This is a genomic window from Sinorhizobium sp. RAC02 (assembly GCF_001713395.1).
In the GTDB taxonomy this organism is placed as follows: Bacteria; Pseudomonadota; Alphaproteobacteria; order Rhizobiales; family Rhizobiaceae; genus Shinella.
Window position 1 is genome coordinate 2,803,455 of record NZ_CP016450.1, and the last position, 11,434, is coordinate 2,814,888.

The 11,434-nt window shown below is 61.5% G+C and carries 10 protein-coding genes and 1 tRNA gene; 4 read left to right on the forward strand and 7 right to left on the reverse strand.

The window, feature by feature from the left end; all coding sequences use genetic code 11:
• Positions 1-98: 98 nt before the first annotated feature.
• Both BSY16_RS13470 and phoR read right to left on the reverse strand, forming a co-directional pair.
• A complete protein-coding gene (locus BSY16_RS13470; protein WP_069060134.1) occupies positions 99-1,133 on the reverse strand; it encodes a substrate-binding domain-containing protein in 1,035 nt (344 codons plus the stop codon).
• Between the two features lie 189 nt (positions 1,134-1,322).
• Complete coding sequence (gene phoR, locus BSY16_RS13475) at positions 1,323-2,624, reverse strand: phosphate regulon sensor histidine kinase PhoR (RefSeq protein WP_150129961.1); 1,302 nt, start codon at positions 2,622-2,624, stop codon at positions 1,323-1,325.
• A 144-nt stretch (positions 2,625-2,768) separates the two neighbouring features.
• Here phoR and ppk2 point away from each other — a divergent pair, with 144 nt between their 5' ends.
• Entirely contained in the window at positions 2,769-3,650 is an 882-nt protein-coding gene (ppk2, locus tag BSY16_RS13480) for a polyphosphate kinase 2 (RefSeq protein WP_069060135.1), read from the forward strand.
• 12 nt (positions 3,651-3,662) lie between these two features.
• Here ppk2 and BSY16_RS13485 read toward each other — a convergent pair whose 3' ends face one another.
• Positions 3,663-4,808: a hypothetical protein gene (locus tag BSY16_RS13485; protein ID WP_069061536.1), complete on the reverse strand. Its 1,146-nt coding sequence runs from the start codon at positions 4,806-4,808 to the stop codon at positions 3,663-3,665.
• Between the two features lie 485 nt (positions 4,809-5,293).
• Between BSY16_RS13485 and BSY16_RS13490 the strand changes: the two genes are divergently transcribed.
• Both BSY16_RS13490 and BSY16_RS13495 read left to right on the forward strand, forming a co-directional pair.
• Entirely contained in the window at positions 5,294-6,256 is a 963-nt protein-coding gene (locus tag BSY16_RS13490; protein ID WP_069060136.1) for an NAD(P)H-dependent flavin oxidoreductase, read from the forward strand.
• A gap of 126 nt (positions 6,257-6,382) precedes the next feature.
• Positions 6,383-6,458 (forward strand) — tRNA-Thr (locus BSY16_RS13495).
• A gap of 123 nt (positions 6,459-6,581) precedes the next feature.
• Here the strand turns inward: BSY16_RS13495 and BSY16_RS13500 are convergent.
• On the reverse strand, positions 6,582-7,745 hold the full coding sequence (locus BSY16_RS13500) for a hypothetical protein (RefSeq protein ID WP_069060137.1): 1,164 nt from the start codon (positions 7,743-7,745) through the stop codon (positions 6,582-6,584).
• 414 nt (positions 7,746-8,159) lie between these two features.
• Between BSY16_RS13500 and BSY16_RS13505 the strand changes: the two genes are divergently transcribed.
• Positions 8,160-9,098, forward strand: coding sequence for an omptin family outer membrane protease (locus BSY16_RS13505; protein ID WP_171902417.1), 939 nt, complete (start codon positions 8,160-8,162; stop codon positions 9,096-9,098).
• Positions 9,099-9,165: 67 nt separating this feature from the next.
• Here BSY16_RS13505 and BSY16_RS13510 read toward each other — a convergent pair whose 3' ends face one another.
• From BSY16_RS13510 to BSY16_RS13520, 3 genes are all read right to left on the reverse strand, one after another.
• Entirely contained in the window at positions 9,166-9,402 is a 237-nt protein-coding gene (locus BSY16_RS13510) for a DUF4189 domain-containing protein (protein ID WP_150129962.1), read from the reverse strand.
• A gap of 169 nt (positions 9,403-9,571) precedes the next feature.
• Positions 9,572-10,090 (reverse strand): hypothetical protein, encoded by a 519-nt coding sequence (locus BSY16_RS13515; protein ID WP_069060139.1) that lies wholly within the window; start codon positions 10,088-10,090, stop codon positions 9,572-9,574.
• 60 nt (positions 10,091-10,150) lie between these two features.
• Positions 10,151-11,341, reverse strand: a complete 1,191-nt coding sequence (locus BSY16_RS13520; protein WP_069060140.1) for an AI-2E family transporter — start codon at positions 11,339-11,341, stop codon at positions 10,151-10,153.
• Between the last annotated feature and the right edge of the window lie 93 nt (positions 11,342-11,434).

An 11,434-nucleotide genomic window follows, 5' to 3' on the forward strand; every position in this document is an offset into this window, starting at 1 on the left:
CCCATTCCCGGCCGAAGAACATGACGTGGGCGAAAACTGCCCGAAAGGGAGCGGCCGGTGCGGCGCTCCTCGAGGAGCGCCGCACCGGCCCAAGTCAATTACATGATCTTGCCGTCAGCGAAGGCCTTGCGGATCTCTTCGCGCTCTGCATCCGGAGCAGCGACCAGCCCGTATTCAGCCAGCGGGGAGTCTGCACCGATCATGTCGTCGCTCGTGAAGAACTCGACATATTCCTTCAGGCCCGGGATGACGCCGAGATGTGCCTTCTTGACATAGAAGAACAGCGGGCGGGAAACCGGGTACTCGCCGGAAGCGATCGTTTCGGTCGACGGAACGATACCGTTGACGGTGGCGACCTTCAGCTTGTCGGCGTTGTTTTCGTAGAAGGAGAGGCCGAACACGCCGACGCCGGACTTGTTGGCGGCGATGCGGGCGAGCGTTTCGGTGTAGTCGCCGTCGATGTCGACAGCCAGACCGTCCTTACGAACGGCTACGCACTTGGAGAGCTGCTCCTTGGCGTCGGCAATAGCAGCCTTGATGACGTCCTGAGCGCCCGAGTCCTTGCAGCCGTGAGCAAGGATCTTCTCTTCGAAGACTTCGCGCGTGCCGTGCTTTTCGCCCGGGATGTAGGCGGCGATTTCGGCGTCCGGCAGGTCCTTGTTGACTTCCGACCACTTCTTGTAGGGGTTGGCGACGAGCTTGCCGTCGACGACGACTTCAGCGGCGAGCGCCAGGTAGAGGTCCTTCGGCTCGAGCTTCAGGTCGGCATTGCCGGCGTCGGTTGCGAAGACGATGCCGTCGTAGCCGATCTTGACTTCCTGGATTTCCGTTACGCCGGCAGCCTTGCAGGCTTCAACTTCGCTGTCCTTGATCGGACGCGAGGAGTTGGCAATGTCAATGGTTTCCGGGCCGACGCCCTTGCAGAATTCCTTCAGGCCGCCCGACGAACCGCCGGACTCGACGATCGGGGTCTTGAAGTCCGGGAAGGTCTCGCCGAACGTCTCAGCGACGATCTTGGCGTAGGGAAGAACGGTGGAGGAGCCTGCGATCTGGACCTGGTCGCGCGCAACGGCAACGCCTGCGAAAGCGGCGGAAGCAACGAGCGCCGCAACAGTGAGCTTAAGAGATTTCATCTGGGTTCTCCCGAAGAGGACATATGTGGGAAGCGCTGTTCTTGCGCTCTCTGCCGTTGACCGGCGGCTCTTCTCTAAACCCCGATCGCCCTCTCTTTTATGTCAGTTTGACGAAACATTTGTGACACGTTAAATACATGAAATTATTTAGTAATTTTAATTTACGCCAAACTAGTACGACTTTTTATGTCAGAACTTGACGGTAAACACCGTTCCCTTGCCCACTTCGGACTTCACCACAAGGCGCGCCCGGTGGCGGGTCAGGATGTGCTTGACGATGGCAAGACCGAGACCTGTGCCTTTCTTGGAACGGCTCGCCTCCACGTTAACCCGATAGAAACGTTCGGTTATCCGCGGCACGTGCTCCGGCGGGATGCCAGGACCGTAGTCGGTGACGCTGAGTTCGACGGGCGTGTCGCCGCCGCCGGACAGCACGACGTCCACCCGCTTGCCCTCCTGGCCATATTTGCAGGCGTTTTCGATGAGGTTTTCGAAAACTTCGACCAATTCATCGCGGTCACCCGGAACGGACACGGGATGTTTGGGCAGATCGAGCTTGATTTCGACACCAAGATCCGATGCCAGCGGCTGCAGGCTGTCTCGCACATGGCCGAGCAGCGGCACCAGATCGACGGTCTGGTCCGGCGTGAGGTTCGAGCGCAGTTCGAGGCGGGAGAGCGAGAGCAGGTCATCAACAAGGCGGCTCATGCGCGTCGCCTGCTCATGCATGATGACAAGGAACCGTTCATGCGCCTTGGCATCGTTCTTGGCCGGGCCCTGGAGGGTCTCGATAAAGCCGCGCAGCGACGCGAGCGGCGTGCGCAGTTCATGGCTGGCATTGGCAATGAAATCCGAGCGCATGCGGTCGATACGACGGGCCTGGGATATGTCCCGGAATGTCAGCAGCCAGAGCGGTTCCGTCGTCGGACCGGCGAGCGGGGCAATGCGCACGACATAGACCGTCTCGGACGGCAGGCGCTCGGCGTGCTCGGTTTCGCGTGGCTGTCCCGAACCGATGGCATCCCGCACCATGTCGAGAATGCCGGGCGCGCGGATCCGGCCGGCAAAGTCACTGCCTTGCGGGATCGGACCGAAGATGGCTTCTGCCGCACGGTTCTGGAGCTTTACCGTTTCACGCGCCGACAGAAGAAGCGCCGGTGCATCGAGCGCGCCAAGAACGGCCGCTATCGCCGTGAGGTCGTCGGCAACCGGAGCAGGCTCGACGGCCGGCTGTATGGAAACGGGTGCGGCGGCCCCAGCCATGGCCGTGCTGCCGGCCTCAGCCGCACGGCGCTCCAAGCGCAGAAGGCCCGCGATGACGAGCAGGAGGACGGCGAACGACACCCAGCCGAGATGAAGCCCGGCCAGCCACATCATGAAGCCGACGAAAACGGCCGACGCAATGAGAACACGCTCGCCCCACAGTTGCGCCGCCAGCCAGCCGAGGCCCGTCCGCTGATCCGTCACCGCCACCCATTCCCTTGCAAGCATAGTATCCTCCGCACCTCCATCGATTCTCCATGGATAGCGCAGCTTCATGACATGTTTTTCACGGTGCGCTTGAATTCGCAATCCGGTTGTGGCCACCTCTCAGCGTCGCGGTATGCGCCGCAGCTGTTTCTGAAGGAGTGAACGATGGCGGAAAAGGTCGAAAGCCGGGCTGTGGAGCTGGATATCGACGGCAAGAAACGGGTGTTCGATATCGACGATCCAAAACTTCCCGACTGGATCGACAAGAAGGCGTACCAATCGGACGACTACCCCTATGACAAGAAGCTCGATGAAGACGAGTATGAAGAGACGCTCGAACGTCTGCAGGTCGAGCTGGTCAAGGTGCAGTTCTGGCAGCAGAAGACCGGCAAGCGCATCATGGCGATCTTCGAGGGGCGCGACGCCGCCGGCAAGGGCGGCGCCATCCATGCCACCATGTCCAACATGAACCCGCGCTCCGCCCGCATCGTCGCGTTGACCAAGCCGACCGAGACGGAACGCGGCCAATGGTATTTCCAGCGCTATGTCGCGACCTTCCCGACATCAGGCGAATTCGTGCTGTTCGACCGCTCGTGGTACAACCGCGCCGGCGTCGAGCCGGTCATGGGCTTCTGCACGCCGGAGGAGCACGAGAAATTCCTGAAGGAGACGCCGCGCATCGAGAAGATGATCGCCTCCGAAGGTATCCATTTCTTCAAGTTCTGGCTGAATATCGGCCGCGAGATGCAGCTCAAGCGCTTCCACGATCGCCGGCACGATCCCCTGAAGGTCTGGAAGCTCTCATCGATGGACATCGCCGCACTCGACAAGTGGGACGACTACACGGAAAAGCGCGATCGCATGCTGAAGGCGACCCATACGGACCGGGCGCCGTGGACGGTGATCCGCGCCAACGACAAGCGCCGCGCGCGCATCAACCTGATCCGCCACATCCTGACGACGCTCGACTACGAGGGCAAGGACGAAAAGGCTATCGGCGAGATCGACAACAAGATCGTCGGCTCCGGCCCGGGCTTCGTCAAATAGGGGCCTGACGGCTCACTCCCCCGGCAGGATGCGGACGGCGTAGAGGTTCACCGCCGCATCCCCGCCGGTCATGTCGCTGTTCAGCACCAGATGCCCCGCGCCGCTCGGCGAGAGCGAGCGGTCGAATTCCACCTGGAACAGGATATCGGCGCGCTCCGACACCGTGAAGCGATGGCGGCCGCAGCCGCCCATCGTCGCGAAGTCGCATTCGACCGAGACCTGGATCGGCTTGCCGTTGACGGATTGCAGCGTGAGGGCGACCGTCGAGGTCTTGCCGCCCATTTCGCCCAGAACGTCGGGGGACACCTCGATCTGCACCGAACCGTCGCGCTCGGGATTGGTGGAGGTGACGCGCACCGCCGGACCGTCATTGGTACTGACAGCCTCGAAACGGCCGGCCGCGCCTGCGGAAAGCTTGGCGGTCTCCGCCGGCGAAAAGACGTTCCGCCAGTCGGAAGAGAAGCGGCTCTGCGTATCGAGTGCCTTCTTGATCGGGTCTTCGCCGGAAAAATCCTCGCCGGAAACGGTGGCCGGCGGCGTCGAGCCATCAGCGCCATTCTGCAAGTCGTCGAGAAGCCCGCTCGTCTGCACCCACCAGGCCAGCGCGCCGAAAGCCGCAATCAGCGTTGCGACGACGAGCAGGAAGGAAAACACGCGGCCGCGACGCTTGCGCGCCTTGGCGACCCGTTCCGGGCGGAAATCGGATGCTTCGCTTGTTGCGGCAGCACTCGCGGATGCCGTCGTCTTGGTGCTTTTGGCAAAGCCGTCCGCGCGCTCGGGGCGAATGGCGCCGAAATCGCCTGCTGCTGCCGGCTGGCGCGCATCGACACGCGGCTCGGCGTCGAGCTTCGGTTCGGGGCGCACCTCGCGCTCGGCACGCAGCGCCGGTTCCGCCCGCGTCTCGATGACGGGTTCTACACGAACGTCGTGTGCGGGTGCTGTCGCGAGTTGCGCCCGTTCTTCCGCCTCGATCTCGTGAATCGTCGCTTCCAGTCGATGGCGCTGCGTGGCAATCGTCTCGGGATCGTTGATCTCCTGCTTGCGCAGGCCGGCTTCCAGCGCATTGCGCGCCGACTGGTAGATGCGCGCCCGAACTTCGGCATTGGCACGTTCGGAGCGCGCCAGCGCGTTTCTGATTGCCGTTTCCAGTCCGCTCACATCCACCCCTTTTGCGGGAGCCGCCTGACGCGGCCGTCACGATACATCTGTAGAAAGAGCCCTACGTTCCAGTCTTTGTTAGCTTTTGCGTAACGTTTGCCGGGGCTTTGCGCAAGTCTTCCGGCCGAAACTGCCCCAGTGCCGCCGGGGATAAGCGTTGCGGAAGGGCGACTGATCCCGTGCTCCATCGGGAAAGCGTCCGGCCGGATTTCGAGGCGTCAGCAGGTTTTTTCCGCAACATGGCATCAAAACGCGCCGCCGCATCGACCCATCCGGCGTTTCCAGGCCTGCGTTTAGCACCGGGATCTTTCGTCTCACACAGCCCAGTTCCGTCCCCTTACGCCATAACCTCCAGCCTTGATCGCAATCTCCCGGCCCACGACCACATGCTCCTGCCTTCACCGCACCACCCCTTTTCAGAAAGAAATCCCGCTGCTATGGTTTTGACGTTTTCGTAAACGTCAAAACTGGACTGGACTTCCACCATGGCCCTGCCCGCGATCCTCAAGGACAAGCTGCGCCTGCCCGTCGTTGGCGCGCCGCTCTTTATCGTCTCGCATCCCGCATTGACCCTCGCACAGTGCAAGGCCGGCGTCATCGGCGCCTTCCCGGCACTGAATGCGCGCCCGGAATCGCAACTCGACGAGTGGCTGGCGGAAATCACCGAAGGCCTTGCCGCGCACGACGCGCAAAATCCCGACCGCCCCTCTGCCCCCTTCGCCGTCAACCAGATCGTCCACCGCTCCAACAAGCGGCTGGAGCACGATCTGATGAGGTGCGTGAAATACAAGGTGCCCGTGGTGATCTCGTCGCTCGGCGCCGTGCCGGAGGTGAATGCCGCGATCCACTCCTATGGCGGCATCGTGCTGCACGACGTGATCAACAACCGACATGCCAATTCGGCGATCCGCAAGGGCGCGGACGGCTTGATCGCCGTTGCGGCCGGCGCCGGCGGCCATGCCGGCCCGCTCTCGCCCTTCGCGCTGATCCAGGAGATCCGCGAATGGTTCGACGGCCCCCTCCTCCTCTCCGGCGCGATCGCGACGGGCGGCGCAATCCTCGCCGCCCAGGCGATGGGTGCCGACATGGCCTATATCGGCTCGCCCTTCATCGCCACGACGGAGGCGCGCGCAAGCGACGCCTACAAGCAGATGATCGTCGATAGCGCCGCCGCAGACATCGTCTACTCCAACTACTTCACGGGCATCCACGGCAACTACCTGAAACCCTCAATCGCTGCCGCTGGCATTGATCCGGACCATCTGCCGGAAGCCGACCCGACGAAGATGGACTTCGAAGCGGCAACGACCGGCGCCAAAGCCTGGAAAGACATCTGGGGCTGCGGCCAGGGCATCGGCGCCATCAAGGAAATCGCCCCCGTCGAAAATCTCGTCGCCCGGCTGGAGCGCGAATACATCGCCGCAAAGCACCGCATTTGCGCCGCCTGACCGCGGCGCGCTGGAAAATCGCACAGAGAAATATGCGGAAGTTGAAACTCCCCGCTTGAAATCTCTCCCCATTGCGGTTATCAGCGCACCAATTCCGGTCCCGACACGCTTCGGGATCGTTTGAAGGCCGCTTTAGCTCAGTTGGTAGAGCACGTCATTCGTAATGACGGGGTCAGCAGTTCGAGTCTGCTAAGCGGCACCATTTCTCCTGAAAATTTGAAGTGATGAGAACGCGAGCTGTTTTGCGGCTTGCTTGCGCCTTCATAGAAACCGATGCAGCCGACAAGCCGTGTATTGATGACTCGCGCATCGAGCACGAGCGCCATCAGCCCTCATCAAGCGCCTTAAAGTCCCTCTTCGAAACGTCGTCCGTTCGATGCGCCGGAAAGGGGCTGACGGTTAGAAGGCTAAAGTCGAAGGTGCCGCGCTTGTCGCCGTGAAGCACGTATTGGCGATGGACGCGGAGAAAATCGCGTTTGATTCGCTTGTAGCGCTCGGGTTCGAGCAGTTTCTTCACGCGGATGTACATTTGCTCCGCCTGGGGGGCGTCCGGGTGCCCGCACAGCGAGACGACGGGGCATTTGTAGAAATGGATCACGTCGGTCAGGCAGTGTACCTCGACGAAGGACACTTCGGGCACGCGCGCTATCGCCCCCACTCTGTCGCGCAACTTGGCGGCCGGCCGGAGAAGAGCGCATTGCAGAATCGCCCCTCCGAGGGTGAGGAAGACGACCTTTTTTCCAACCAGTGCCGCAGGATTGTTTTCCAGCACCATTCCGAGGACATGGGCTGCAAGCGTCGAGCCCATGCTGTGGGAGCTGATGACATATTCGTCGGCGGGCTCATCGAGCGCTTTGGCGAGCCGCGCGGCGCATTGCTCCAACCATTTGATCAGGTTCGGATCGTCGAGGCGGGCGGCTGACACCGCCAGTTGCCAGTCGGCAAAAAGATGGAGGGTGAGAAAACGCTCGGTAAGCGGAAAAAGCACGTATTGAAAGCCAAACCAGGCGAGCGGAACACTCCAGATATAGTGCCAAGGGCGCAAATCCAGCCAGAAAGGGGTCGCAGCCACAAAAAGGCAGGCCCCGAGCACCAAGCTCATCAACAGGTATGGAAAGACGAAAAACAGCCCGAACCGCCATGCGTGCCGGAAGTAGCCGGCCGCCGCACCATAATACACGACCTGCGCGGCGCTGAAAAAGCCCGCCACAATACGGTGCAGGATCTGCTTTTCAGTCAGCTTTTCGAGCAATCCGTTGTGATCGCACAGGTGTACGGTCGTGGATGTATTCCAGCCCGCGACGTCGCTCGAGACCGTGAAATTCGGGCCGACGTCCTCGTCGGCGAGCGGAGATACGATTGCGGAGTAGTCCCAGACCTTGGATGAGAATTGGGCGGAGCGCTTGAAGCGGCCGTGGTGCGCCGAAGCAGTCATTGGCTCGAACCCTGGAAAATGCACCACAACGCGTCGTTCTATTGTTTTTGTCATGTCGTCCTGCAGCAGCTCCGTGCCGAAAGCATGGTTGGTTGGCTGATCGCGTTCGCCAAATGCCGCCGACGAGGGTGGAGCCGGTGATCAGTGGATGGTGCGTCTCATAGTCAAGTTTGCAGTCGTCGGAAACCGGCACGCCCTTCAGCGTCGCAATCTCGGCACCGGTCCCCGACATGCGGTCGGGATCGAACAGGTTTTTTGGTCGGAATTGCGGCTGCCGGTTTCAGAGAAAAGGGTGGACGACGGAGTTCAACCCTTTTTTGTCCTCGGCGTGCGCAGCACCACTAGTGCAGATTTGCTACGACCCTCTGTATTATCAAGTCGAGATAGGTCGCACGGTTACGCGTCACTCCGAACATGCCGGAAAACAGGCCTGTTCTTGCTCCGGGATTGTCATATATGAGATCTCTAATGCTTCGATCTGCACTGGCGGCATTGGCGCTTGGTACGCCCATGGCGCATGCAGGCGATATGACTGCGCGATCTGCTGACGGCAGTTTATGGTTGTCCGGCGGCGTCGGCCTCATGAACATCGAAGCCCACGAATATGTCTATCTGGGCAACGACAAAGCGAGCCAGCTCGACTGGGACACCGACGGGGTCACCCTCTACACAGTAGCGGCAGGCGCTGACCTCGGCAGCGACTGGCACGTCAAAGGCAAGTTCGACTTCGGCTTTGGCGGCGATGGCCACATGGTCGATTATGACTGGGTGCCGGGTTTTGCCATCGACCAGAGCATGGACGGCTGGAGCGATCGCTCCATCCATCCCGATACGCGCCTCGACTACTATTTCAGCAGCACGTTTGAGATCGGCAAAAACGTCTTCGCTGACGAACGCAGCACTGTCAGCGTTGGCGGCGGGGTGAAATATACCCAGGTGCGCTGGGACGCCTTCGGCGGTTCGTACATCTACAGCGAGGGGGGCATCCGCAACGACATTGGCGAGATCCCGGATGGTCTGCGCGGCATCACCTACCAGCAGAACATACCCACGCTCTTCGTCGGCTTCGATGGGTCGACCAGCTTCGACCGCCTGACCCTGTCCGGCGGCGTCAAGGGCGGCATGACTGTCGGAATCGATGATACCGACGACCACTGGCTCACCGCCACCCGGTCTTTCGGTGACATGAACGCGGCCCCTGTCCTTATGCTCAATGCAGCCGTCGACTATCAACTGACAGAGACGGCATCGATCTATCTCGCCGGCAACTTCGAGAATGTCTTCCACAGAAAGGGCGACCTGAACTCGACGGACACATCGACCGGCGCCGCGACGCTCTACAGGAATGCTGCCGGCGCATCCTTCAAGACGATGTCCTTGCAGTTTGGTGTTCGGGGTCGGTTCTAACCCACGCCGCTGGGCTCAGCGGTGGTAAAGCCCGCTGGTTCGGCAGGCTTTCCAGGCGCAAATTTTCTTAGTCGTTTTCGTCGCACTCGGTGATCTCGCACACGGATTCTTCCGTGGTGCGGTTTGCGCATTCGGTCAGCGCCTTTTCGCGTGCATCGCCCTCGTCGTCATAGCTGTAGCTGTAGCCGTAGCTGCCCTCCTCGGAGACTGCGATGCAGCCCCAGGCCAGCGCCGAAGTGGTGGATGCGGTGAAAGCGGTGGCAAGAACGAGGGCAGCAAGCCCCGTCCGCATAGTCGTCGTCATGTTTAGTCCCCCAAAAAGTGCGCAAATGCGCGGGGCAACCTATGGCACGCATACTAATTTTAGCAAGTAGCGGCGGCAATCCCGCGCGGCCAACTCTGGCGGCGTTCTCTGGCGGCGTTCTCGGACGGTTTTACTTCTGGCCGTGGGCATGAGCCGCCGGTGAACGCGGCTAATCGCGCTCCAGCTGGATCGTGCAGTTTCTGCTGGTGGATTTGCCCGACATCCTGTTCGCGTCGATTTTAACGACATAATCGTACGTATCCGCCTTCGCGGTGACGATGATGTAGGAATCGGGCGCATCCTCCGTCGGCATGGGGCTTATCTGCGCCTCGTCGGTTCCCGTTCCCGCACCGCTGAAGGCAAACGAGCCTTTGGCCACCCTGCCGAACTGCTCGCCGACCGACAAGGTGACCGAGAACTGCCGGCGGCCGCAGGAAACTCCGCCGAGCCAAGTGCCAATGAGGCTACCCTTCTGAGGCTCGTTCTCCACCGGGGATGCATTTTCGCGAAGCCGGGAAATCTCGCGTTCCAGTTCGCGGATAACGGCCTTGAGGCGGTCGATTTCAGCCTGCGCCTCATTCTGGCTGACGCGTGGCCCGGTCGGCCCGCTGGCATCGAACTCCTGCGCCTCGACCTGCGTGGCCATGGCGAGCGTGGATATTGCCGCGATAACGCCGAAAATGCGCATTGACTGTCCCCTTATCTGAGACAATCGCTCATCCAAAGCCCCGAGTCGAGGGGCGCCGGCTCAGCCGACGTTGCGCTCCTGGTCGGCCTGGCTTGGCGGTGCCGAATGGGGATCGAGAATGACCGGCGAGGGCGATTCCGCCGTGTCGACTTCGCGGATCCATTCACGCCAGATGGCAACGAGGAGCGCCATCAGCACAGGGCCGATGAAGAGACCGAGGAAACCCATGGTCTTCACGCCGCCGATGAGGCCGAAGAAGGTGGGCAGGAACGGCAGCTTGATCGGGCCGCCGACGAGGCGCGGGCGCAGCGTCTTGTCGACGATGAAGAGTTCGACCGAGCCCCAGATGAAGAGCGCGAGGCCGGCGACCGGCGAGCCGCTGGAAACGAGATAGATCGAGACGAGCGAGAAGGACAGCGGCGCGCCGCCGGGGAAGAGCGCCATGATGCCGGTCAGCACGCCGAGCGTGACGGCAGACGGCACGCCGGCAACCCAGTAGGCAACGCCGAGCACGATGCCTTCGCCGATGGCGATCAGCGTCATGCCCGTGACGGTGGAACTGATCGTTGCCGGCACGATGCGGGAAATGCGCTCCCAACGCATCGGCAGGATGCGTTCGCCGAGGCGATCGACCTGGCCGGCGAAGGACTGACCGTCGCGGTAGATGAAGAACAGCGCGATCAGCATGAAGAGCATAGCGAGCAGCAGGCCGAAGGCCTTGCCGCCGGCTGCGAGTGCGACACGATAGATATTGCCGATATTGGCGCCGCTGACGATCTGCGTCAGTTCGCCGATGGCGCCCGGATGATCGATGAAGCGTGTCCACTGCATGTCGAGCCAACCGCCGATGATCGGCAGCGCACGAATCCAGTCCGGCGTCACGGCCCCGGTGCGATTGGTCTCCACCGCCCAACCGATCCACTCACGGATTTCGTGAAAGGCATAGGTCGAGGCAATCATGATCGGGCCGATGATGAAGGCCAGGATGAGGAGAATGGCGATGGAGGCCGCGAGTGTGCGGTTGCCGTTCACCTGCGCCAGCAGGCGCGCATAGAGCGGCCAACTGGCAAATGCGATGACGAGGGCCGCAAGCACCGGCACGACGAAGCCATGGAAGAAATAGATGCCGGCGAAGGCGACAAGGACAAGGAGCCAGCGCGCCGCCGAGATGGGCGATATGAGCGCGACGCTGCTCGGGCGGGCAGCGCCGAGAAACCGGGGCTCATTTCTGCGATGTTCCGAATGCAGCAAGCGCGTTCACTCCAATGCGGCGTCGTCCAGGCCAGACTGCCTAGATAAGCTGTACCCCAAGATTGTTAAACATATACGTGATATTTTAGGCCA

What these genes read in the sequence shown, in the direction of transcription:
- BSY16_RS13470 (WP_069060134.1), bottom strand. Translation starts at nt 1,133, where the DNA reads ATGAAATCTCTTAAGCTCACTGTTGCGGCGCTCGTTGCTTCCGCCGCT.
- phoR (WP_150129961.1), bottom strand. Translation starts at nt 2,624, where the DNA reads ATGCTTGCAAGGGAATGGGTGGCGGTGACGGATCAGCGGACGGGCCTC.
- ppk2 (WP_069060135.1), top strand. Translation starts at nt 2,769, where the DNA reads ATGGCGGAAAAGGTCGAAAGCCGGGCTGTGGAGCTGGATATCGACGGC.
- BSY16_RS13490 (WP_069060136.1), top strand. Translation starts at nt 5,294, where the DNA reads ATGGCCCTGCCCGCGATCCTCAAGGACAAGCTGCGCCTGCCCGTCGTT.
- BSY16_RS13500 (WP_069060137.1), bottom strand. Translation starts at nt 7,745, where the DNA reads ATGACAAAAACAATAGAACGACGCGTTGTGGTGCATTTTCCAGGGTTC.
- BSY16_RS13505 (WP_171902417.1), top strand. Translation starts at nt 8,160, where the DNA reads ATGCTTCGATCTGCACTGGCGGCATTGGCGCTTGGTACGCCCATGGCG.
- BSY16_RS13510 (WP_150129962.1), bottom strand. Translation starts at nt 9,402, where the DNA reads ATGACGACGACTATGCGGACGGGGCTTGCTGCCCTCGTTCTTGCCACC.
- BSY16_RS13515 (WP_069060139.1), bottom strand. Translation starts at nt 10,090, where the DNA reads ATGCGCATTTTCGGCGTTATCGCGGCAATATCCACGCTCGCCATGGCC.